The organism is Candidatus Omnitrophota bacterium (genome assembly GCA_041649175.1).
Lineage (GTDB): Bacteria > Omnitrophota > Gorgyraeia > Zapsychrales > JBAZNR01 > JBAZNR01.
In genome coordinates this window covers 1037376-1060195 of the sequence record JBAZNR010000001.1, presented here as the reverse complement: position 1 = coordinate 1060195, position 22820 = coordinate 1037376, and the positions used below count along the sequence as shown (strand labels likewise).

Annotated in this window: 22 protein-coding genes; all 22 read right to left on the bottom strand. The window is 44.0% G+C overall.

Annotation, left to right across the window (positions count from 1 at the left end; all coding sequences use genetic code 11):
* Positions 1-11: 11 nt before the first annotated feature.
* The 22 genes from rplS to WC676_04305 all read right to left on the bottom strand — a co-directional run bounded on the left by rplS (position 12) and on the right by WC676_04305 (position 22755).
* Complete coding sequence (gene rplS / locus WC676_04410; protein MFA5059849.1) at positions 12-377, bottom strand: 50S ribosomal protein L19; 366 nt, start codon at positions 375-377, stop codon at positions 12-14.
* 54 nt (positions 378-431) lie between these two features.
* Positions 432-1112 carry a tRNA (guanosine(37)-N1)-methyltransferase TrmD gene (gene trmD / locus WC676_04405; GenBank protein MFA5059848.1) on the bottom strand — a complete coding sequence of 227 codons (681 nt, stop codon included), beginning with the start codon at positions 1110-1112 and terminating at the stop codon, positions 432-434.
* On the bottom strand, positions 1091-2269 hold the full coding sequence (gene tgt, locus WC676_04400) for a tRNA guanosine(34) transglycosylase Tgt (GenBank protein ID MFA5059847.1): 1179 nt from the start codon (positions 2267-2269) through the stop codon (positions 1091-1093). Before tgt ends, trmD begins: the two co-directional genes overlap by 22 nt.
* A 190-nt stretch (positions 2270-2459) precedes the next feature.
* On the bottom strand, positions 2460-3665 hold the full coding sequence (locus tag WC676_04395; GenBank protein MFA5059846.1) for an NnrS family protein: 1206 nt from the start codon (positions 3663-3665) through the stop codon (positions 2460-2462).
* Between the two features lie 9 nt (positions 3666-3674).
* Complete coding sequence (gene nirK / locus WC676_04390; GenBank protein ID MFA5059845.1) at positions 3675-4835, bottom strand: copper-containing nitrite reductase; 1161 nt, start codon at positions 4833-4835, stop codon at positions 3675-3677.
* A 54-nt stretch (positions 4836-4889) separates the two neighbouring features.
* The gene (locus WC676_04385; GenBank protein MFA5059844.1) at positions 4890-5285 is read right to left on the bottom strand and encodes an Rrf2 family transcriptional regulator; all 396 of its coding nucleotides are present in this window, start codon (positions 5283-5285) and stop codon (positions 4890-4892) included.
* A 99-nt stretch (positions 5286-5384) separates the two neighbouring features.
* Positions 5385-6404 (bottom strand): tRNA preQ1(34) S-adenosylmethionine ribosyltransferase-isomerase QueA, encoded by a 1020-nt coding sequence (queA, locus tag WC676_04380; protein MFA5059843.1) that lies wholly within the window; start codon positions 6402-6404, stop codon positions 5385-5387.
* Entirely contained in the window at positions 6385-7557 is a 1173-nt protein-coding gene (locus WC676_04375) for a SpoIID/LytB domain-containing protein (GenBank protein ID MFA5059842.1), read from the bottom strand. Before WC676_04375 ends, queA begins: the two co-directional genes overlap by 20 nt.
* Complete coding sequence (locus tag WC676_04370; protein ID MFA5059841.1) at positions 7542-7754, bottom strand: DUF2905 domain-containing protein; 213 nt, start codon at positions 7752-7754, stop codon at positions 7542-7544. The genes WC676_04375 and WC676_04370 overlap by 16 nt, the downstream gene beginning before the upstream one ends.
* Positions 7755-7807: 53 nt before the next feature.
* Complete coding sequence (gene ruvB, locus WC676_04365; GenBank protein MFA5059840.1) at positions 7808-8848, bottom strand: Holliday junction branch migration DNA helicase RuvB; 1041 nt, start codon at positions 8846-8848, stop codon at positions 7808-7810.
* Entirely contained in the window at positions 8799-9719 is a 921-nt protein-coding gene (locus tag WC676_04360; GenBank protein MFA5059839.1) for a segregation/condensation protein A, read from the bottom strand. The genes ruvB and WC676_04360 overlap by 50 nt, the downstream gene beginning before the upstream one ends.
* A complete protein-coding gene (gene trpS / locus WC676_04355; protein MFA5059838.1) occupies positions 9720-10700 on the bottom strand; it encodes a tryptophan--tRNA ligase in 981 nt (326 codons plus the stop codon).
* A complete protein-coding gene (infB, locus tag WC676_04350) occupies positions 10697-13078 on the bottom strand; it encodes a translation initiation factor IF-2 (protein ID MFA5059837.1) in 2382 nt (793 codons plus the stop codon). The genes trpS and infB overlap by 4 nt, the downstream gene beginning before the upstream one ends.
* Before the next feature lie 17 nt (positions 13079-13095).
* A complete protein-coding gene (nusA, locus tag WC676_04345; protein ID MFA5059836.1) occupies positions 13096-14295 on the bottom strand; it encodes a transcription termination factor NusA in 1200 nt (399 codons plus the stop codon).
* 18 nt (positions 14296-14313) lie between these two features.
* Positions 14314-14781 carry a hypothetical protein gene (locus WC676_04340; protein MFA5059835.1) on the bottom strand — a complete coding sequence of 156 codons (468 nt, stop codon included), beginning with the start codon at positions 14779-14781 and terminating at the stop codon, positions 14314-14316.
* Between the two features lie 3 nt (positions 14782-14784).
* Positions 14785-16047, bottom strand: a complete 1263-nt coding sequence (gene proS, locus WC676_04335) for a proline--tRNA ligase (GenBank protein MFA5059834.1) — start codon at positions 16045-16047, stop codon at positions 14785-14787.
* Positions 16048-16064: 17 nt separating this feature from the next.
* Entirely contained in the window at positions 16065-17327 is a 1263-nt protein-coding gene (locus WC676_04330; protein MFA5059833.1) for an ATPase, T2SS/T4P/T4SS family, read from the bottom strand.
* Positions 17328-17342: 15 nt separating this feature from the next.
* Entirely contained in the window at positions 17343-18431 is a 1089-nt protein-coding gene (gene rseP / locus WC676_04325) for an RIP metalloprotease RseP (protein MFA5059832.1), read from the bottom strand.
* A 12-nt stretch (positions 18432-18443) separates the two neighbouring features.
* Positions 18444-19625, bottom strand: a complete 1182-nt coding sequence (locus WC676_04320) for a 1-deoxy-D-xylulose-5-phosphate reductoisomerase (GenBank protein ID MFA5059831.1) — start codon at positions 19623-19625, stop codon at positions 18444-18446.
* Positions 19622-20449 carry a phosphatidate cytidylyltransferase gene (locus tag WC676_04315; protein MFA5059830.1) on the bottom strand — a complete coding sequence of 276 codons (828 nt, stop codon included), beginning with the start codon at positions 20447-20449 and terminating at the stop codon, positions 19622-19624. Before WC676_04315 ends, WC676_04320 begins: the two co-directional genes overlap by 4 nt.
* 6 nt (positions 20450-20455) lie before the next feature.
* Entirely contained in the window at positions 20456-21172 is a 717-nt protein-coding gene (locus WC676_04310; GenBank protein MFA5059829.1) for an isoprenyl transferase, read from the bottom strand.
* Positions 21172-22755, bottom strand: coding sequence for a 1,4-alpha-glucan branching protein domain-containing protein (locus tag WC676_04305; GenBank protein ID MFA5059828.1), 1584 nt, complete (start codon positions 22753-22755; stop codon positions 21172-21174). The genes WC676_04310 and WC676_04305 overlap by 1 nt, the downstream gene beginning before the upstream one ends.
* Between the last annotated feature and the right edge of the window lie 65 nt (positions 22756-22820).

The following is a 22820-nucleotide window of genomic DNA, read 5'->3' as shown; positions in this document are numbered from 1 at the left end:
CCGTCACTTACTTAAGAGGAGGATTGCTGCTCAACTTTAACGCGGCTTTCTTTACCGGCCTTACCGCGCAAATAATACAGCTTGGAGCGCTTCACAATACCCTTATTGACAACTTTGATGCTCTCGATCATGGGAGAATAAAGAGGAAATACCCGTTCAACACCTTCACCAAATGAGATCTTTCTTACCGTAAACGATGCCTTAATACCGGTTCCGTTTTTCGCGATGATCGTTCCTTCAAAAGGATGCAATCTCACTTTGTCAGCCTCGGCAACCTTAACCATCATATGAACGGTATCGCCGACGTTAAAAGAAGGGACTTTTTTAACAAAGCTTTGTTCAACTAATTTTATTTTTTCTACCACGCTACCAGCCATTTAATCCAACCTCCTTGAATGAATCCCGTTTCTTTTGGGATAATCTTAATATTCTTATTTGCTTTTGAGTAGGTCCGGACGAAGCTTCTTTGTTTTCTGCAGGGATTGTGCTTTTCGCCAGCTTTCAATTGCTTTATGGTGCCCAGATAATAGCACATCAGGCACGTTTATGCCACGAAAATTTGCGGGGCGCGTATATTGCGGATATTCCAGCAAATTGCCGTCAAAAGATTCAACCGAAAGCGATTCGCTCTTTCCTAAAACACCCGGAACAAGCCTTGTAACGGAATCAATGATAACCAAAGCCGGAATTTCCCCTCCGGTCAATACATAATCACCGATAGAAATACTTTCATCCGCCAAATGTTCGCGCACGCGCTCATCCACGCCTTCATAATGGCCGCAAATAAGGATCAAATGTTTTTCTTTGGATAATTCTCTCGCCTTTTGTTGTGTGAACTTTTTTCCGGATGGGCACAACAAGATCACTTTGGCCTTTGTTTTGCCTTTGACCTTTTTAACACAATCAAAAATAGGCTGCGCCATTAAAACCATTCCCGGCCCGCCGCCGAAAGGCTTATCATCCACGCTGCGATGTTTATCCGACGTAAAATCACGCAAATCGTGCACGGAAATTTTTACTTTCTTTTTTTCCTGAGCGCGCTTTAAGATCGATTCGCTTAGAATATCCGGAAAAATTCTAGGAAAAATAGTTATGACGTCGATTCGTAACATAATAAGAACTCTTTTTGAAATTCCGCAAACCGATTTTCTTTAATCGCTTGCCTGATCTGCCGCATTAAATTAAGGTAAAAATAAACATTGTGATAGGTCAATAAATAGAGCCCTAAAATTTCTCCGGAATTGACCAAATGCCGAATATAACTTCTCGTGTAATTGCGGCACGTCGTGCAATTACATTTCTCATCCAAAGGCCTTTGATCAAATATATACGGCGCGTTTCGGGCGACAAGCTTACCCTTGCTGGTAAACGCAGTTCCGTTACGGCCATAACGCGTAGGAATACACGTATCGAACATATCGATCCCGAAACCAACCGCGCGCACGATCTGGTCCGGCATGCCAATGCCCATCATATAACGCGGTTTATCTTTTGGCAAATGCTCCACAACTTCCGCTAAGGTATCAAACATCAGATCAACCGGTTCTCCGACGCTCAATCCCCCGATCGCATAACCGTCAAACCCGATATCGGTCAGTTGTTCTGCCGACATTTTTCTTAAGTCACTATACATCGAACCTTGAACGATGCCAAACAAGATCTGTTTCTTATCAGGTTTTTGTGTCTGAAGAAAATATTTTCTAGCCCGTTTGGCCCAAAGCGTCGTTCTTTCCACAGCCGTTTTGGCATGATGATGATCGCAAGGATACGAAACGCACTCATCTAAAGGCATTGTAATATCTGAGCCTAAGATCCTTTGGATATCTACAATTCTCTCCGGAGTAAAAAAGTGGCTTGCTCCATCTAGGTGCGATTGAAATTCCACGCCATCATCTTTGATCTTGCGAAATTTTGATAAACTAAAAACTTGGTAACCGCCGCTATCGGTTAAGATCGGTTTATCCCAATTCATGAATTTATGCAATCCACCGCACTTTTCCATAACTTCCATTCCCGGACGAATGAACAAATGATAGGTGTTGGATAAAACGATCTGGGCTTTTGCTTCCAAAAGATCTTCAGAAGAAAGTGTTTTAACGGTCGCGTTCGTCCCCACCGGCATAAAAAACGGAGCTTCCATAACGCCGTGAGCGGTCTTTAAAGACCCCAAACGTGCTTTTGTCTTGAAATCTACACGCTCAAGCGACCAACAGCTGCCGGCACTTGACTGTGTTTGCGCAGAGGAAAATATTTTATTTAAAATATTCATCGGTAATCTAAGGATTGTTCAATTTTCTTTTTAAGATGCATAGTAGCATACAATATAGCCCTGGGCTGTCAATGAGAAATATAGAAAGCAAAAAGGGCGTCCTTGACGTCTTGTTTCACAAGACGTCAAGGACGCCCTCTAAAAAACATCATTTCATGATCAAAGCAATATTCTTAAAAGCGAAAAAAACCTACTTTTCTCTTACGGCTCGCTCATGCATTTTCCCGAATTCATCTTCTCGGGGAATTTTTAGAATGCTCGGAATAATAAAAACAAACCAGCTTGTTGCGACGATAAGCCAAACAGCAGCTGCCATCCCTAAAAATTGAAAATATTGATCCGGAAAAAACGCCACGAAAGACCTCTTGATAAGAACGATCACCGTTCCTAAGCCTATCATCCAGAAAATCCACAGAGGTTTTTGTAATCGTTCTCCCTCGCCGGCATGCGACATAATGACCATCGTAGCAATAGCATAAACCATGAGGCTAAATCCGCCGATAAATGTCACATGTAACCAAACAATGCGATAATCCGGGAGAAAAGCCGCACCCCATAATCCTAAGGCCGTCATCCACGCAGAAATCCAAACCAAGCGGATATAAAAACTTCTCGCAACCGGCAGTTTAGAGATAATTCTAGCGCGAATAAAAACAACCGTCATCACAAAAGCTCTCAAGCCGTAAGCCCAAGAAAACAACTGCATTCCCTCCAAAATAAAAGTAAATATAAAAACTAAGAACAAGGTGGCGTAAAGACGTCCGGAAGATGGCAAAGGCGCATATGTCCCCATAACTCTAGGAATAAGAAAGCCGCCTATCCCCAAAACCACACAAAGCAAAAATCCTTGATCCATCATCGGTTTACCAATCGTCAAAGACCAGCGAGGAAGGATCTCTAATTGCCCCAACATCAGTAAAGCCGTCGCGCTTATCCCGGTCATCATCCCTAAAGGAACCCACATCATTTCAAGCGGAGGCTTTTGGCCAGACGAACCGGCTCTGATCCGCGCCACAATGCGCTTTCCTACAAATGCCATCAATAAAACAAGCCAGACGATAAACATCCCTTCCGCGACGATCCATTGTTCCAAGGAAAGAAACGTGGCCATACCGCCTAAGATCAATAGAAAGCTAAGCACCTCACGTGATTCGGCGGTTGGAGTGCCGGTAAAACGAGGAATAGCCGTCATCAGAAACCCGGCCACAAAACAATTCATATAAACCATCATTTGAATGGACGAATGAAAAAATCCCGAATATTTCGGCAGCCAATGAAACGCATAAAAAAGCCAATGCCCTATCCCGATCGTTCCCGCCAATACTCCCAACGGAAAAAAGATCCGGTACGGTTCCCGGCAAGCCGCTTCCCACCAATTGCTAAATTTTTTACTCATGCTTTTCCCTTATGGATGAACCATGCATCCCTTGCAAACCACCGCATCCTGATCAGAAGTATAGATTTCGGGATTTACTTTGCCTTCGACATCTAGAAACCCAACAGCCCCTTTTTCTACGCGAAAAATAGCATGGTCAACCAATGTGAACGTTCCGGGAACATCTAACGCAAATTCTACCACCGTCGATCCACCAGCCGGAACCAGCGTTGTCTGAATACCGCGTCCGGGCGAAGAAAGCAGATCTCCCTCGCGATAAACTTTGTCAAAGATTTCCCCGATCACATGAAAAGAAGATATCAAATTGGGGCCGGCATTTCCAAAATAAATTCTCACCTTTTCACCAACCTTCGCCTTTAAAGCCCCTCCTCCCACAAGCGAATTGTACTTTCCGTTAAAGACGACAAACGTCGGATGCTCATCAAGCCCGGCCTGATGCGAAAATTGCAACAAAGTCGGCCCCGTTTCTTTTCCTGCCTCTTCGCCCCAAAAATCATCTTGATGTCCTTCTTTGTCCATGTTCTCATGATCGACGGGTTTTGCTTCCATCGACTCAGTTTTATTGGTATAAAACTCACTTTGTAAAACATAAAATTCACGGTCAACTTTTGGTAAACCTTGCGCTGGCTCAACCAAAATAAGCCCATACATACCATTGGCGATATGGTCCATCACCGGCGGCGCGGCACAATGATAGATAAAAAGCCCCGGAGTTAAAAGCTTGAACCACGCCACCCGCTCTTCCCCCTTCACAACTGTTGTCACCGGTGCGCCACCCCCAGGCCCTGTTACCGCATGAAAATCAACATTGTGCGGCATTCCGCTGGCGTCACTACTGGTATGATGAATTTCAAGCACATCGCCGGCACGCGCTCGGATAAAAGGCCCCGGCACACGGCCGTTAAAGGTCCAATATTTATATTGCAGGCCTGTTTTGATTTCCGCTGTTTCCACGCTGGAATTTAAGCGAACTTCAACCACCGCCGGTTTTTTTCTGGTGATCGGCGGCGGCACTTCCGGAGCAAAGGTCAAAATAGCCTTTTCGGTTAAAGCCGGTAAACGTAGATGCATTTTCCCCTGAGCCAAACTTAATCCCGTTAAGATAAAGAAAAATACAAAAAATAAAGATCCCAATCGAAAAAAGGATGCCACTCTCTTGAATGTATTCATATCGCCTCCTTGGGTTGTAATCGCATATTTGTATGCTATTTATGCGTAAAAAAATTAGTCCAGCAAATCGGCTAAAGTCGTTATTTTTAAAAACTCCAGATACTTCTCTCGCACGCCTGACCATTCATGATGAGCCGAGCAAGGAGCAGTATCAGAACATTTCCTTTTTCCTAAGAAGCAACCTCCCCAACGGCTCACCTTTTCAATGGGCTCTACAACATCAAATAAAGAGATCTTGCGGGCGTCACGAGCTAAACGAAACCCTCCGCCAAACCCTTTTTGAGATTCAACGATTTTCTTACTACAAAGCCACTGCAAAACTTTACTCAAATAATTTTGCGGGGCACGGATCTTTTTGGCAATACTCGCGGCTCCTTCCCATTGGCCGCGAGGAAGCCTGGCAAGTTCAATGAGTGCTTTAACGGTTTGCAAGCTTGTTTTATTTAGCATGGTCTCTTCTCAAATCTTGTCTTTGATCAATAATAGCATATCTATATGCGATTATCTACCAAAAATAAATTTTGTCAATAAAAAAGTGACAAAACTGCCCTAAGCTAAAAACATGCAATCGCCATAACTAAAGAATCTGTATTTCTCCCGAATTGCCTCCTGGTATGCGTGTTGCATAAGGTCTTTTCCGGCAAAGGCGCAAACAAGCATAAAAAGAGTTGTTTTGGGAAGATGAAAATTGGTGATCAAACAATCCGTCATTTGAAATTGATAGCCCGGATAAATAAAGATATTTGTATCACCCATTAATTTCTTTTTCTGAGCCACCGTTTCTAAAACACGGCAGCTGGTTGTTCCAACGGCAACAATTTTTCTTCCGTTTGATCTCGTTTTCTGAATAGAGGCAAGGGTCGCCGATGACAAAGAATAACTTTCATAATGCATTTGGTGGCTTGTGATATTTTCTTCTTCAACGGCTTTAAACGTCGCGAAGTTCACATGAAGCGTCACTTTCTTTAAGGAATGCCCGCTTTTCTTTAGATCTGACAATAAAGTTCTGGTGAAATGCAATCCTGCCGTCGGCGATGCGACTGAGCCGGCATTTTTTGCGTATACAGTTTGATAATATTCTTGGTCCTGCTTTGTGTCTTCCCTTTTAATATACGGCGGTAAGGGCATATGGCCGATTTTGTTTAAATAGGGAAAAATATTTTTCTTATTAAAGCGGACTATTTTTCTATGAGGGTCAATAAGTTGGGCCCAAATGGCTCTCTCGGAGCCATTTGGGCCCACATAAATTTTTTCTCCGATTTTTAAACGCTTTAGGGGGCGAATCAATGCCTCAAAAGAATATCCATCGCTTAAACGATTCAACAAAAAAACTTCAGTTTTTCCTCCGGTTTCCCTTTTCCCGAAAATCCTGGCAGGAATAACTTTACTATCATTAACAACGATCGTACTCAAGGGGGGTAAATATTTTCCGATATTGGCAAAAACATCGTGTCGAATTTCTTTTGCCTTGCGATCAACGATCATCAGCCGCGCTTGATCACGCTTTAAAAGCGGCTCTTGCGCAATCAGCTCTTTGGGTAGATCATAATCAAAATCCCTTAGCTTCATACGAAACAATCTCCGCCCCGGGATAATAATATTTTAAGATCTGCTCATAAGTAAAACGGGCCTGGGACATAAAATGCGCTCCCCACTGGCATAAGCCCACGCCATGTCCCCATCCTTTTCCAACCAGATCCATATAATAACCTTTCATTTCGATCGCGTAATTATTGCTCTTGATCGCATTCGGCCCGACGATATTACGAAAATCTTTTCCCGAAATATTCATGACCTTCCCGTCTCGAGTCTTGATCTCTAAGGTTTTGATGCGCCCGCTTTCATTGCGCTCCAGTATAGTGATCGTTTCGATCAATCCCAGCTCATAACCGCGGGCATTGAGTTTATCCTGAATATCTTTAAGTCTAAAGTTTTTCACCCAAAAATAGTGAGGGGAGTTCTTGCAATAGTCACAAACAACACCTTTCAAAGGCGGTAAATTTTCCTTCCAGAGTTCAGCGGCATCTTCTGTTGCTCCGGCACATGTTGCCGAATAATATGCCGGCAAGATCTTTCCCTTAAAAGTCAGGATCAATCCTTGCGTTTTATCGACGGCTAAATTGGTACGAAACCGTTCGGAATTCTTTCCCCCGTAAACTTGCGAATAAATATCACTTGTTAAATCATAGCTTTTATTCTTGGAAAGCTCCATGCGATAAAGCGCATAAGTCCTGGCGGCCACAGCCTGAGCCTTCAAGGCCTCCAAAAGCCAGTGGTGCGAAACCTCGTGATAAAGGACGCCTTTAACGTAGTCCTCCAAGCCAACAATGTTGATGACTAAAAGGCGATTGTTGCTATCGCGCAAAATATCGATTTCTCCGCGATAACGGCGCCCGTCAATATCAATGGTGGCATCTTTGGCGGAAATGATCCTAATCTTCCTTTGAGAATAAGGCATGTCTCCGATCAAAAAACCATACTCGGTCACTTTGACATTGGCCTTGCGCAATAATCGATCTTCGAAAAGAGTTTGATGATCTTTATCATCGTGAATCGAAAATTTCCCGTGGATCGCCAACTTAAATTCCTTTTTATCCTGCAAAATAGCCACGCGAACTGCTTTCGAGGCATACGTAGGCTCCGGCGCCGCCCGCAAATAGCCGGTGGCTAAAATAAATACAAAACAAAAGATCGTAAGAAGTCGGGTTATTTTCGGTTCCATAGAAATAAGAAAACACTTAAAACAATGCTGATCAAAATGCTCGTCGCCAGCGGAAAGTAAAATGTAAAGTTCTCTTTCTTGATGATAATATCTCCCGGCAATTTTCCTATCCACGGAATTTTTCCGGAAAAACAAAGAAAGATTCCCAGCAAAATCAATCCGGCGCCAACCAAGATAAAAGCTTTTCCTGTATCCATCTTATCTACCTCTGCAATACAAAATCTGCGAATAAACTCTATAGAATATTGTTTTAGGATTCTTTTGGGGGCTTTGAATCCTTGAGAGGAAGGTTTTTAAGATATTTGAGAGCGGCTTCGCCTAATTCACGCCCGCGCGATGTCCGTTTTAGAAACCCTATTTTAAGCAAAAACGGCTCTACAACATCAGCAAGGGTATCGATCTCTTCGTTAAGAGTCGCCGCAAGTGTTTCAATACCTACCGGCCCTCCGCGATAGAAATCTTGAATGACTTTAATGAATTTTCGATCGAATTCGTCAAGCCCGGCTTCGTCAATATTTAATGTTCCCATCGCTTTTTCAACGACGGCTTTATTGATCTTTTTATTTTCTGTTTTAACTTGCGCGTAATCCCGTACGCGACGAAGCAGTCGATTAGCTACCCGCGGCGTTCCCCGGGCGCGCCGTGCGATCTCTTCAGCCGCGTCAGGTTCGATGGCTAAATTCAATTTTTGCGAAGAATTGCGAACGATCACCGATAACTCCTGAGGGTTATAAAAATCCAAATGATGAAAAATCCCGAAACGGTCACGTAAAGGAGACGCTAAAAGCCCGCTACGGGTCGTTGCTCCAATCAGCGTAAACGGTTTTAAGTTAAATTTGATCGTTTTGGCATAAGGGCCTTTATCCACCACAAAATCAATTTGAAAATTCTCCATCGCCGGATACATAAATTCTTCTACTGTTTTTGAAAGGCGATGGATCTCGTCAATAAAAAGAATATCCCCTTTTTCTAAGTTCGTTAAGATCCCAATTAAGTCTCCCGCGCGTTCAATAGCTGGGCCGGATGTTACCGTGATGCGGGCATTCATTTCGTGGGCGACGATATACGCCAAAGAGGTTTTCCCTAAGCCCGGTGGGCCGGAAAAAAGCATATGCTCGATCGGCTCACTACGTTCTTTAGCCGCCTGGATAGAGACTTTAAGGCTTTCGACTAAATCTTTCTGGCCGATAAAATCGGTCAATTTGGCAGGGCGTAAAGACAGGCTGATAACTGCGTCTTCTTCAGTTTCCTGGGTCAGGAGCAGTTTGTGTCTTGGATCCGTCGTCGACATTATCTTGTCCTTGATCCTGCGAAGGAGCAGGACTTTCTTGGTTTTGCTGAATCTCTTCGGCTTTTTGCTGCTCTTCGGCAGGCTGTTCTTGGGTATCTGCTTCAGTATTTTCTTCGCTAGGATCCTGTTCAGAATTAGCCGCGATATTAACGCGATTGCGCACCACTTCAATATCGCCAAAAACTCGCTTTTGCAAAACTAAAATTTCTTTAAGCCGGATAAGCTCTAAGACCGCAATGAACGTTACAATGATTTCCAAACGGCTTTTCGACATTTTAAAAAGGTCAACCAATAAAATGCGCGATGTGTCTAAAAGCATATGCAAGATGTCATGGATCTTCTTATCGACGGTAAACTCCTCTTTCATGACTTCGTAAAATACTTCACGCGGAACAGTTTTTAACACCTGAGTGAGCGCCGAAATCAGATCAAAAAGACTGGCTTCAAAATAGGTTTCCTTAGCGTCTTCTTTAAGTTCTTTGGTTTTTTCTTGGTCCACGATACGGGAAAAAAGATCCTGTCGGGCAACTTCTTTACTGCGCAGATCGTCGGCAATTTCCTTGAACTTCTTATATTCCAAAAGCCGGCGCACTAATTCATCGCGTGGATCTTCTTCTGGCTTTTCTTCCGTTGATGGATCCGGCGGTAAAAGCATCCGTGACTTGATCTGTAAAAGTGTTGCCGCCATCACGATGAAGTCTCCAACGACATCAAGATTAAGAAGCTTCATCATCTCGATATATTCCATATACTGCTGAGTCACCTGAGCAATCGGAATATCGTAAATGTTCACTTCATCTTTTTTAATAAGGTACAAAAGAAGGTCTAACGGGCCTTCGAACATATCTAATTTGACTTTATAACCGCTCATTTAACCAAACACCGCCTTTTTTACCTCGGCCATGGTTTTTTGCGCTATCGCGCGGGCACGGCTTGCGCCATCTTCCAATAACTCAATAACCTGACGTTTATTCTCGCTTAAAGCTTTACGTTTTTCTTCAATAGGTTTTAACCGCTCCAGAATGTCATCGGCTAATATCTTTTTGCATTCTGTACAGCCCTTTTGCGCGCCCGAACACCATTCGCGAACGGCCGAACTCTTATCGGGAGAAAATATTTTATAGTAATCATAGACATTGCAGACATCCGGATGCCCCGGATCAGTTAACTTGATCCGTTTAGGATCAGTGATCATGCTTTGGATCTTTTTGCGGACTACTTCCGGCGCATCAGAAAGATTGACCGCATTTTGATAACTCTTGCTCATCTTGCGGTTATCAACACCTAAAAGGCGCGGTGACTGCGTTAACAGCGCTTTACAGTCCGGAAACAAATTCGTTTTGTATAAATGATTGAATTTTCTGGCGATCTCGCGTGTTAATTCAACATGCGGAAGCTGGTCTTCGCCGATGGGAACCGCATTGGCTTTGTAAAGCAAAATATCCGCCGCCTGCAAAACAGGATAACCCAAAAATCCGTACGTTTGGAGGTCACGCGTGGTAATTTCTTTGAGCTGTTCTTTGTAAGTTGGATTGCGTTCAAGCCATCCTAGCGGCGTTAGGCAGGAAAAAAACATATACAATTCCAGATGTTCGGGAACATGCGATTGAACGAATACAATAGATTTTTTAGGGTCAATGCCGCAAGCCATCCAATCAATGGCCATTTCTAGAATATTTTCCGGAATCTCCCTGCTTTGTTCGTATTCGCCCATCAAGGCGTGCCAATCCACAATACCAAAAACACATTGATGGTCTTCCTGAAGCTTAACCCAATTGCTCAATGCGCCAACCAAGTGCCCTAAATGCAATCTTCCGGTGGGGCGCATACCGCTAAAAACTATTTTTTTCATAATGTCCGTGCGATTTTTTCTAATTCATAAACTTCCATAACGTCACCGGGCTCAACGCCGGTAAATCCGTTAATGGTAATTCCGCATTCAAATCCTTCGGTTACTTCGCGAACATCATCCTTGAAGCGCTTGATAGACGAAATGGTTCCTGAGAAAACCGGATCGCCGTTACGCAGGATATCGATATTCGCCTTACGATGCACTTTGCCTTTCGCCACAAAACATCCGGCCACAATGCCTGATCTGCTCAAGTTAAAGACTTGGCGAATATCAACTCGCCCGATAGTTTTCTTTTTTGTCTTTGGCTCCAATAATCCGGACAGCGCATTTTTTACATCATTGATGGCGTCATAAATAATGCGATATGTTCTGATGTCGACGGGGCGTTTTTCTAATTCTTCTTTTGCCCGCGTTTCTGCTTCCACATGAAAACCGATAATGATCGCGTTAGAAGCCCCGGCAAGAATAACATCCGAGGCATTGATCTCACCGATCCCAATATGGATAAATTTCAATTTCACTTCATCGGAAGGGATCTTCTCTAAAGAAACTTTAAGCGCTTCCAAAGAACCTTGCACATCCGCTTTAATAATAACATTAAGCTCTTTGATCTTTCCAGCTTGGATTTGCGCGGACAGATCTTCCAAAGTCACACGCGAAATAGGCTGCATCTTTTGGTTTTTGATTTGCGCCTGACGACGGGACACAATCTCTTTGGCCTGCTTTTCATCATCGACCGCATAGAACATATCGCCCGCTTCCGGAACTCCGGAAAGGCCTAGGATTTCCGCAGGCTGTGCCGGGCCGGCCTCTTTGATAGAGCGTTCCCGATCATCAAACATAGCTTTAATTCTTCCCGAATGCGGCCCTACAATAACAATATCATTTTCGCGTAAAGTTCCATTTTGCACGATCACCGTCGCGACGGGACCGCGATTATGGCTAAGCTGGGCTTCCACCACAATACCGGAGGCCTTCTTTTCATGATTGGCCTTCAGCTCCAAGACTTCTGCTTCAAGTAAGATCATCTCTAAAAGAGTATCAATGCCCTCTCCGGTCACTGCGGAAACACCGACCACAATTGTTTTTCCTCCCCAATCTTCAGACATGAGCCCATGGTCGGCAAGTTCTTTTTTAATACGGTCGACATCCGCATTACGTTTATCTATCTTGCTTAAAGCGACAATGATAGGAACATTGGCCGCGCGCGCGTGATTGATAGCTTCTTCTGTTTGCGGCATAATGCCTTCGTCGGCGGCGACAACTAACACAACTAAATCGGTGATCAAGGCTCCTCGCGCACGCATTGAAGTAAAAGCTTCATGGCCCGGCGTATCAAGAAATGTGATCTTCCCCTTCGCGATATTAACAGAGTAAGCACCGATATGCTGAGTAATGCCGCCATGTTCCCGGTCCACCACTTTACTCTTTCGGATCTTATCCAAAAGAGACGTTTTACCGTGATCGACATGCCCCATGAACGTTACAACGGGAGACCGCGGCTTTAAAAGCGCGGGATCTTCCGGAACTTGATGAAAATCTAATAGCTGCTCTTCCTGGGTTTTCACCTTAGATAAGGTAAACCCAAAGACAGTTGAAAGCTTTTGGATAACTTCTTCACCCAATGCCTGATTAATATTGGCAAAAACCCCCATTTGCAAAAGATGTTTTAGGACAACGCCGGGTTTTTGTTGAATTTTAAAAGCAAGATCCTTAACGCTAATAGGGATCTGAATTTCAAGTTCTCCGAGTTGCTTTATTGGCTCTTCTTTGATCTCCGGCTTTGGTTTTGAATCGACAAACGCCGGCCGCCTCGCCCTAGGATCAAATCGGGGTGGAAATGGTTTTGAAACAAATGCCTTGGGGGCTTCCTGCTTTGGAGGAGCCTCAACGATTTTCTTATCAACTTGAGCGGTTTCTTTTTCCGAAAGAACTGCATGAGGCTTTTCTGCGGCCGGAGATTCTTTTACAGGAGGCAAAGTTTTTGCGGTCGGTACGGTTTTCTCGGAAGCTTTAACGGATGACTTAGCCGCTTTTTTTTCAGTGATAACTTTTGTAAATTTTGATGTTTTCTTAGGCTTTTCTTCTTTTTCCGATTTCTTGCTCTTAGAAACAGCTTTCGACTCCGCCTTTTTAACAGGCTCGGGTTTTATCTTTTTTTCTTTAGCTGATATCTTTGCGGCAGGCTCAGATTTTTCTACCGCTTTCGTTTTCGGCGAAACCCGTATTCCCTTGCCTAATTCGCGGCGCAAAACCACCATCACCGCGTCATTGATCTCTTGTTTACTATCTTTGGCTTTCAAATGAAGTGATTTTAATTTGGCTAAAATAACATCACTATTGACCCCTAATTCTTTGGCTAAATCCGATACGCGCATTGACACAACTCTTTCTTTTAGGCTTTCTTGCCTTTAATAATTTTTTTTGCCTGCTCAATGATCTTTTCAGCTTTCACTTTGCCGACGCCTTTAATCTCAGTTAAGCCGTCAATCGTTGCCTCGGCAATCTTTTCCAAGCTGTCAAATCCAGACTTTTCTAAAAGCTCTACAAGTTTCTCTCCCACACCGGACAACTCCGAAAGCGAATGCCCCTCGTCTTTCGCGCTTTCTTTGGGGTCCATGGCTTCCTCCGCGACTTCACGAGCAGATTCTTCCTGGACCTGAACTGCTGAGCGAATATCCAGCTCCCACCCGATAAGCCGGGACGCCAAGCGCACATTCTGTCCATGTTTTCCAATTGATAAAGACAGCTGATCGTCCGCAACAAGAATTTGAGCTCTTTTATTCTCTTTGTTTAAAATGATTTGGCTTAGCTCCGCCGGAGAAAGCGCCGCTTGAATATATTCTTTCATATCATCGGAATACCGGACAATATCGATCTTTTCTCCGTGAAGTTCGGAAACAATACTTTTAACACGGGCACCGCGCATCCCTACGCATGCTCCCACGCAATCTACTTTCTCATCTTTTGAATAAACAGCGATCTTGGTGCGTTCGCCCGCGTCGCGAGAAATAGACTTCACTTCAATAATGCCTTCATAAATTTCAGGAACTTCAAGCTCAAAAAGCCTACGGACAAAATTCGGATGAGCCCGAGACAAAACGATCTGCGGACCCTTAAGGTCTTTTTTAACATCCAAAACATAGGCGCGGATGCGATCTCCCTGGCGAAATTCTTCTTTAATAGATTGTTCGCTTTTGGGAATGAATCCTTCGGCTTTACCTAGGTCGACAATAATGCTTCCTTTTTCAAACCGATAAACCCCGCCGCTGACAATTTGCCCCACGCGAGCCTGATATTCGTTAAAGACAACATCTTTTTCGGCTTCGCGGATCTTTTGAATAACGACCTGCTTGGCTGTTTGCGCGGCAATACGGCCAAAATCTTTCGATTTGATCTCTTGGCCGCCGGCAAACGCGGATAATTTTCCTGTTTTGCGGTCCAGGACAACTTTAATATCCTCTACCTTATCGACGCTACAGACTTTTTTTGCTGCCGAAGCAACAGCCATTTCTACCGCCTGAATAAGGATTTCTTTATCGATCCCTTTATCGCGCTCTAACTGTTCCAAAATGACCAGCAACTCACTATCCATAATACCCAAACCCTTCTGTTAAAAATCGTTAATGATTTGTTTAGCCCTATTGATCGTGCTCAGCATAATACTCAGCTCACAAGGCCCAACATCAAGTATGAGCGAATCGTTTTGAACTCCCTTAACAAGGCCGATATACTCAATTTTACCTGCAACCGACTCTGAAAGAAATACATGTATTTTCTTGTTTGAAACCCGCAAAAAATCTTTAGCTGTCTTAAGCGGACGATCCAGGCCTGGTGATGAAACTTCAACCGCATAACCGCTCGTTATAAAATTCGCGTTTTCAAGAGCTTCGCCAATATCCCGGTTAAGCCGCGCACATTCATCAAGCGTAATACCGCCGCTTGTTTTATCGGCCAAGATCTCTAAAACTACGCGGCCGCTTTCGCTGCGAACCGTTAAATCCACTAATTCAACGTTAAGCCGCTCTAAAAATGGCACGGCAATTTCCTTAACACGTTCAACCAGCGATGCGTCGATCATCTCTTAAGCCTGAGTAATAAGTTCTTTTACTTTTTCCAACGCTTGATCTTTATCCACCACGACCACTTCACCCGTACGCCGGTTTTTGATCTCGACTTTTCCCTCCAAGCGCATCCGTTTTCCGATCACCACGCGCAGGGGAATGCCGATCAAATCCGCGTCATTAAACTTTCTCCCGGCGCTATCGTCGCGGTCATCTAATAAAACATCTAATCCGTCCCGTTTAAAACTCTCATAATACGCGTCGGCTAATTCCATAATTCCGCTGTCGCTGACTTGGACCGGTAATATTTCCACATCGAACGGCGCAACGCCTTTAGGCCAAACAATACCAGCACTATCATTATTTTTCTCAACAATGGTCGCAATAAGACGGCTGACCCCAATGCCGTAACAACCCATAATAATATCTTGTTGTTTTCCGCTTTCGTCTAAGAATTGCGCCCCTTGCGCATGGCTATATTTTGTTCCCAACTGAAAAATGTGGCCGATTTCAATAGCGACTTTTTTGGCTAGTTTTGCCATTTTGCATTTCGGACAATCAAACCCTTCATTTTGACTTGCCGAAACGCTGCCCGTAAAACCGCACGCCTCACAAAGCAAAACAGCGTCTTCTCCAATGGGGGCCAAAACCATAAATTCATGCGAAACATCACCGCCCATCGCCCCCGAATCGGCCTCGATCGTAACCACATCCAAGCCGCAACGCTTAAAGATATTCTGATACGCTTCAAACATCAGCTTATAATTCTTTTCTAATCCCTTTTTATCGCGGTCAAAACTATACGCGTCTTTCATGATAAATTCACAGGCGCGCACGATCCCAAAACGCGGACGCATTTCGTCACGAAACTTAGTTTGGATCTGATAAAGCACGACCGGAAGCTGGCGATACGACTGCACAAAACTTTTAACTAATTCCGTAATGATCTCTTCATGCGTCGGGCCAAGGCACATTGCCCGTCCGCGTTTATCTTCAAAGCGGATCATAACATCAGCCAGTGTTTTGTCGCGGCCTGTTTTTTGCCAAAGTTCGATGGGTTGTAGACATGGCAAGAATAATTCTTGCGCGCCGGCCGCATTCATTTCTTCGCGAATAATGTTCTCAATGCGGCGAAGCACTTTTAAGCCCAGCGGTAGATACGAATAAACACCGGAGGTGAGCATATTCACCAAGCCGGAGCGCAGCAACAGCTGGTGACTGACCGCTTCGGTTCCTAAAGGAACTTCTTTTAACGTCGGAATAAAGAAATTAGACCACAACATCGTTTAAGGCTCCTCACCTATTCGAAAAACCCATCGGGAAGTTTAACATTTCTTTTAACAAATTTCTCGTAAAAAGAGGGTTTCTTTTTGTTCATCACCCAATCACCAATAATGCGATTGTCGGATTCAATGGATTGCTGACGAAAATGAAAAACATCTTCCAGGACAACTTTATTTTCTCCGGCTAAATAACGCGTATCGGTGATATGAGTGATCCTTCTTTTTCCGTCTAAAAATAATTCGGTGTGCACAAAGAGATCAACTGCCGAAGCGATTTGTTTACGGATCTCATCAACGCTAAGCTGAATTCCGGAGATCAAGATCATCGTTACCATGCGATTAAAACAGTCCTGGGGAGAATCCGCGTGAACAATGGCGAGTGACCCCGTGTGCCCGCTGGTGATCGCCTGAATAAGGTCTAGCGCTTCTGACCCGCGGACTTCTCCAATAATAATTCTGTCCGGGCGCATACGAAGCGAATTGATAAAAAGATCCCGAATGCTGATCGCCCCCTTGCCTTCAATATTAGTCGGCTTAGACTGTAATTTTACCACATGTTCCTGCAAAAGCTGAAGCTCAGCAGTATCTTCAATAGTGATCACACGTTCGTCTTCGGAAATATACCGCGATAGAACATTTAATGTCGTCGTTTTACCTGTTCCCGTTGCCCCGCAAAAAACGATGTTGAGCTTTGCCTTAATGGACGCAACCAAGAATTCGGCCATCTGTTTATTGAGCATTTGACGGTCTAAAAGATCTTCTATCTTTGAGATCTCTGATGAAAACTTTCGGATCGTTATGACCGGGCCCGATAAAGAAACCGGCGGCAAAATAATATTGACCCGAGAACCATCGCTTAAGGAAAAATCCACATACGGAGATGACTCATCCACGCGGCGCCCGGAACCGGATATCGCCAAGATCTTTTGAATTGTATGCAAAAGATGGCGGTCATCGTCAAAGCGAGCATCCGCCAACCCGATGTGCCCTTTTCGCTGAATATAGATTTTGCGCGGGCCGTTCACCATGATCTCTGAAATAGAATTATCTTCCATCAAAGGACGCAAAGGGCCAAAACTGATAACAGCGCTTACCAATTCCCGGATCAGTAAAACACGCTCGTCTTCGGTAAGGATCATTTCCTCTTTTTTGCATACTTCATTAATGGCGTTTAAAACAAAAACGCGCAGCTGATCCTCATTGAGCTTATCTTTAACGGACAAAAAATCAGTCTTAGAAATAAGATGTTCTTGCACCTTGCGCTTAATGATATCTGCCATGTGTCCCCCGTTTTTTTATAATCCTAAGTGTCGCCATAGCCCCATAATTTTATCCAACCAACCATAGCGGATCAGGTCACTATAAAAGACAAAAGCAGCCAAGCAAAGGATCAGGCTAAGCCCAACACGGCTTAATGCCTCGTCCGCTTTATTTGACAAAGGTTTGCCGCGCACCTTTTCGATACCAAGCAAAAAAAGATGCCCGCCGTCTAAAACCGGCAACGGCAAGAGATTAAAAATTGCTAAACTCGCGCTAATGATCGCCATGACATATAAAAGATAAGACAGCCCCATTTCGGCGGCTTTTTTAATAATATAAAAAATCCCGATCGGCCCCGTCATGGAATCCTTAGCCGACATCGCACCTGTCGCGATCCGATATAGCGCTTTATACGTCGTAACCGTAATTTCCCCTAACCGCTCGAATGATTTTACAACCGATTCTCCCGCTCCATGTTTAAGAACGATGATCTCTTCCTGAGGGCGAATACCGACAACACGAATTCGCTCTTTCTGCCCGAAAATATTGGTAAGTTCTTCAACACTCGGCTTAACAACAAGCTGTTTCTCTTTTCCGTCTCTTAAGAAAACAAAATTCAATTCGGATTCTTTAGAGGTAGAAATATACTGCTGCAGGTCTTCCCAGCTCTTGATCTCTTTATTATTAATACGAAGGATCTGGTCATTGACCTCAAGGCCCGCGCTTTGTGCCGGATAATCTTTGATCAATTCCCCAACTTTCGCCGAAAGCGTAGGATATCCGAATAAAAAAACAAAATAAAAACACACCAGAGCTAAAACATAGTTGACCACCGGGCCCATCAAAACGATCAAGGCTCTGTGGCCGGGTGGTTTCGAATAATATTCGTGAGCTTCTCCTTTATGTTCGCTGCGCTCATCGCCGGACATCTTCACATAGCCGCCCAGAGGAATAAGGCAAACAGCAAACTCAGTTCCGTGAAACATAAAGGAAAATAACTTAGGCCCGAAACCAACAGCAAACCGCTCAACTTTCACACCCAAAGATTTCGCGGTCGCAAAGTGTCCAAGCTCATGAACAATGATCAAAATGCTTAAGACAATAAGGAAAATCAAAATACTCATTTATTGATCCTTTTAACTATTTTTTCTTGCCTGTGAACGGCCGCTAAATATAAGTGTTCTCGCTTTATCCCGCGCCCATTGATCTGCCAAGTTAATATCATGCAAACCGGGATCTTTGACCGGACGATGAGCTAAAACTACTTTCTCCACAACGCCGTATATCTTCGAAAAATTCAAATAACCGTTAAGAAACGCGTCGACGGCTTCTTCATTAGCGGCATTAAGCGCGCACGGATAAGTCTCGCCTTTTTTCGCCGCGTAAAATGCCAATGACAGCGCTGGAAATTTATTAAGATCCGGTTTTTTAAATGTCAGCTTTGCTAATTTGAAAAAATCAATTTGTTTAAGGCCGCTGGCAAGCCGATCTGGATACGTCAAAGCATATTGAATAGGAAGCCGCATATCCGTGATCCCTAACTGCGCTAAGATCGACCCATCGTTAAATTCAACCATGGAATGAATAACGGCCTCGGGATGAACAACAACGTCAATATTCTTCACATCAACATCAAAAAGCCAGCGCGCTTCCAAAACTTCAAATCCTTTGTTCATGAGCGTAGCGGAATCAACCGTGATCTTTTTTCCCATTTTCCAGCGCGGATGACGCAAAACTTCCCTAACAGATAATCGGCTAAATCGATTTTTCTTGATATCGCACAAAGGGCCGCCGGATGCCGTCAGATAAATTTTCTTTAATTCATTTTTACCGCGCCCTTGCAAACACTGAAAAATAGCACTTTGTTCGCTGTCAATCGGAATAATGGATGCGCCGTACTTTTTTACTTCCTTGACAATAAGGCCGCCCGCGATAACTAAGGCTTCCTTATTGGCCGGCGCGATCCTTTTGCCGGCTTGCGCCGCACTTAAAAACGGCAGCAACGCCGCGCTTCCTCGTATGGCCAAAACAACAATATCCACTTCCTTGAGCGCGGCAATCTCAGAGATTTGTTCATCCGCATCATAAAGTTTTACTTTTTTAAGATTCAGATGTTTCTTGAAATACTTACGCCCCGAAGAGCCGACCGCAACATGAGAAGGAGCAAATTTCCTTACTTGCTTTTCCAGTAAGCCAAAATTATTGTATGCCGTTAACGCCGTAACTTTAAATCGTTCGGGAAACCGTTCAATAACCTTTAGCGCATTGATCCCGATAGATCCGGTTGACCCTAATATCGCAACTCTTATTAATTTCATCCCTTAATAGTGCTTAATGCTGCGCTCATATAAAGATAAAAAGCCGGTGCCGAGAAAAGCAAACTATCGATCACGTCTAAGATACCGCCCATACCCGGGAATAACTTCCCGGAATCTTTCACATTGCAGTCACGCTTGATCAGCGATTCGGACAAATCGCCCAACTGGCCGACTCCGCCAAAAAATGCCCCCATAAAGAAAATATTCCAAATAGGAAAATGAATGGAGGCCGGCAAAAACGGCTTCGCCGCAAAGGCGCATAAAAGACTAAAGGCCAATCCACCCAAACAACCTTCTACGGATTTATTAGGACTAATGCGCGGCAACAGCGGATGTTTTCCAAAACGGTTGCCGATCAAATAAGCTCCGATATCACCGGACTTTGTCACCAAAATAAGAAAGGCCAAAAGTTTAACGCCTTCTATATCGGGCAAAAGGAATCTGATCTTGATCAAAAAACTAAAGAACCAAGAAATATACAGAACTCCGAAAAGTGTTGTCGAAATCCCGGCGATCGCATTGCTATTATCATGCCGAGTAAATTGCATAAAAAGAATGATCAAAAATGCCAAAACCGTAAACAGTAATTCCCAATTCTTTGTAAGTTCAAAACGCGTATAGATCGAAAGCGGGATCATGGCGCCTATGAATGTTCCCACATAGCTATAAATGGGAATTCCCTTCTTTTTGATCAGATAAAAGAATTCGTAGAGGCCGCCGACCGTTAAAAAAACGATCACGCTGATAAAAACCCAATCAACAACAACCGCTAATGCGGCTAATACAATAAGAAGTACTGCGCTGATCGTTCGATTAATGACCATTTTTATTTAATTTGTAGGAACGTTTCCGTAACGGCGTTCCCGGTTTTTGAAATCATCCAAGGCTTTTTTGAATTCTGCCTCGTTAAAATCCGGCCAAAGTGTTTCGGTGAAATAAAATTCCGCGTAAGACAACTGCCATAATAAAAAATTGCTGATACGTTTTTCCCCTGAAGTCCGGATCAATAGATCGGGATCAGGTAAGTTTTTCGTATAGAGTTCCCGGCTAAAAATATCTTCCGTGATCTGCGCGGCCGCCAGATCATTTTCTTTAACGCGCGCCGCAACCGCTTTAACCGCGTTAAGGATCTCGACGCGGCTGCCATAATTAAACGCAAGATTTAATATCAGCCCCGTATTTTTCTTCGTCAGCTCCATCGCACGCTCAATGGTCTTAAAGACCTCTTCCGGAATACCGTCTTGTTTTCCGATCCATGACAACTTAATATTGCCTTTATTTAGATCGTCCACTTTTCGGTTTAAAGCTGAAATAAGCGTGCGCATCAGCATCGAGACTTCGTCTTGCGGGCGCGTCCAATTTTCTGTCGAGAACGTATACAGCGTTAAGACTTTGATGCCTAAGTTATTGGCAACTTGCGTGATCTCTTCAACTCTTTTGACACCTTCTAAATGCCCGCTGGTTCTCGGTAAATTTCTTTTCTTCGCCCAGCGGCCGTTGCCGTCCATAATGATGGCAACGTGTATCGGTAAATTATTTTCAGGCATTACTGATGAACTCGATAATCGATCTCTGGAAATATATTATCTTTATATTCGATGTCGCTTAACCACATCGGATCAACACGATGAGCCTTGACACTTTCGTAAATATTGGTAAAACGCAACAAATGTTCTTTGGTGCGTTTGACGGCATATTCCACATGCGTTCCGGTCGCCATAATAAAAGCCCAATCGGAACTTTGCGCTAATAACAGTTCGCGCAAGGCTTGATTTAAGGCGCGTTTTGTCAGGTCATCGGTGCCATTTTTGCTATACGTCTTTGCCAACTCTGTCATGCGTTGTGATGCTTTATGCAAGTGCCGATAGATCCAATCGTTCGTTCCCTGAAGCCAAACTTCGCTATAACCTTTGTAGCCCCAGCTCGACATCGACGGAGTTACGACCTGGTTGCGCGGATTTTCCGCCAAATATTCTGAAGGCGTTACCATGCGCAGCGTATCCTGGTCAAAATGAATTTTGCGAATAAGAAAATCCAGCCACTGCGGGCCTTCAAACCACCAATGTCCGTAAAGTTCCGCGTCATACGGAGAGACCAGAATAGGCTTTTTCCCGAGAAGATCATATAGATATTCAACTTGTTTTTGCCGGTTAAAAAGGAAATTCCCGGCATGATCAGCGGCCTTATCCAGAGCCGCTTTTCTTAAATAAACCTGTTTCTCATTGGTCGGACCGGTAATACGGTGATATTTAATACCCGTGTTGATACGAATTCCGTCCGGATGGATATAGGGCTTGATATATTCAAATTCTAGGTCAAATCCAACATCGCGGTAAAAATCCCGGTACAAATAATCTCCCGGATAACCTTCAATGGAAGACCAAACTTGTTTGGAAGATTCCAGATCACGCGCGAAGCACGCGACGCCAGACTTGCAATAAACGGGAGCAAAATTTCCGTATTTGGGACGAGGTGTTCCATGTAAGATCCCATGCGCATCGGATAAAAAGTACTTGATCCCATTTTCCTTTAAAATAACATCTTGGCCGGGTTGATAAGCACATTCCGGAAGCCATATCCCCTGGGGCGCGCGCCCTAAAATACTTTTATAATGGTCTGCCGCTACTCGAACTTGCGCGCGCACAGATTCAGGACACGTATCCATCAAGGGCAAAAATCCGTGTGTCGCTCCGCAGGTAATGATCTCCAGACGCCCTTGATCCTGAAAACTCTTAAACGCCATCGCTAGATTTTTTCCGTAACGCAAAAACGTATCGCGCGACTCGATAAAGTCATGCAAATACATATTAGCGAGATCGTGGAATTCCGGCTGCCAACGCGTACGCTCAACTTCCTTGTGGGCAAGCTCGATCAATTTTCCGATATGCTTAAGATACCGCTCTTGCAACAAAGAGTCGCAGAACATCGACAAAAGCGTTGGGCTTAACGTCATAGTTAAACGAAATTTAACTTTATCTGCGATCAATTTTTCAAAGATCAAGATCAGCGGAACATACGTTTCCGTGATCGCTTCGTAAAACCAACTTTCTTCCAAAAAGTTTTCGTGTTCTGGATGCCGAACATAAGGCAAATGCCCATGCAAAACTAAGCTGAAATACCCTTTTTCCATAAAAGTCTCCCTATGCGTTTGATGAATGTCTATCGCCCACAACTGGCTTAAGTCTAAAACCAGGA

Excerpts from the sequence above, each read along its gene's own strand:
- rplS (MFA5059849.1), bottom strand. The coding sequence starts at position 377 with ATGGCTGGTAGCGTGGTAGAAAAAATAAAATTAGTTGAACAAAGCTTT.
- trmD (MFA5059848.1), bottom strand. The coding sequence starts at position 1,112 with ATGTTACGAATCGACGTCATAACTATTTTTCCTAGAATTTTTCCGGAT.
- tgt (MFA5059847.1), bottom strand. The coding sequence starts at position 2,269 with ATGAATATTTTAAATAAAATATTTTCCTCTGCGCAAACACAGTCAAGT.
- WC676_04395 (MFA5059846.1), bottom strand. The coding sequence starts at position 3,665 with ATGAGTAAAAAATTTAGCAATTGGTGGGAAGCGGCTTGCCGGGAACCG.
- nirK (MFA5059845.1), bottom strand. The coding sequence starts at position 4,835 with ATGAATACATTCAAGAGAGTGGCATCCTTTTTTCGATTGGGATCTTTA.
- WC676_04385 (MFA5059844.1), bottom strand. The coding sequence starts at position 5,285 with ATGCTAAATAAAACAAGCTTGCAAACCGTTAAAGCACTCATTGAACTT.
- queA (MFA5059843.1), bottom strand. The coding sequence starts at position 6,404 with ATGAAGCTAAGGGATTTTGATTATGATCTACCCAAAGAGCTGATTGCG.
- WC676_04375 (MFA5059842.1), bottom strand. The coding sequence starts at position 7,557 with ATGGAACCGAAAATAACCCGACTTCTTACGATCTTTTGTTTTGTATTT.
- WC676_04370 (MFA5059841.1), bottom strand. The coding sequence starts at position 7,754 with ATGGATACAGGAAAAGCTTTTATCTTGGTTGGCGCCGGATTGATTTTG.
- ruvB (MFA5059840.1), bottom strand. The coding sequence starts at position 8,848 with ATGTCGACGACGGATCCAAGACACAAACTGCTCCTGACCCAGGAAACT.
- WC676_04360 (MFA5059839.1), bottom strand. The coding sequence starts at position 9,719 with ATGAGCGGTTATAAAGTCAAATTAGATATGTTCGAAGGCCCGTTAGAC.
- trpS (MFA5059838.1), bottom strand. The coding sequence starts at position 10,700 with ATGAAAAAAATAGTTTTTAGCGGTATGCGCCCCACCGGAAGATTGCAT.
- infB (MFA5059837.1), bottom strand. The coding sequence starts at position 13,078 with ATGCGCGTATCGGATTTAGCCAAAGAATTAGGGGTCAATAGTGATGTT.
- nusA (MFA5059836.1), bottom strand. The coding sequence starts at position 14,295 with ATGGATAGTGAGTTGCTGGTCATTTTGGAACAGTTAGAGCGCGATAAA.
- WC676_04340 (MFA5059835.1), bottom strand. The coding sequence starts at position 14,781 with ATGATCGACGCATCGCTGGTTGAACGTGTTAAGGAAATTGCCGTGCCA.
- proS (MFA5059834.1), bottom strand. The coding sequence starts at position 16,047 with ATGTTGTGGTCTAATTTCTTTATTCCGACGTTAAAAGAAGTTCCTTTA.
- WC676_04330 (MFA5059833.1), bottom strand. The coding sequence starts at position 17,327 with ATGGCAGATATCATTAAGCGCAAGGTGCAAGAACATCTTATTTCTAAG.
- rseP (MFA5059832.1), bottom strand. The coding sequence starts at position 18,431 with ATGAGTATTTTGATTTTCCTTATTGTCTTAAGCATTTTGATCATTGTT.
- WC676_04320 (MFA5059831.1), bottom strand. The coding sequence starts at position 19,625 with ATGAAATTAATAAGAGTTGCGATATTAGGGTCAACCGGATCTATCGGG.
- WC676_04315 (MFA5059830.1), bottom strand. The coding sequence starts at position 20,449 with ATGGTCATTAATCGAACGATCAGCGCAGTACTTCTTATTGTATTAGCC.
- WC676_04310 (MFA5059829.1), bottom strand. The coding sequence starts at position 21,172 with ATGCCTGAAAATAATTTACCGATACACGTTGCCATCATTATGGACGGC.
- WC676_04305 (MFA5059828.1), bottom strand. The coding sequence starts at position 22,755 with ATGGAAAAAGGGTATTTCAGCTTAGTTTTGCATGGGCATTTGCCTTAT.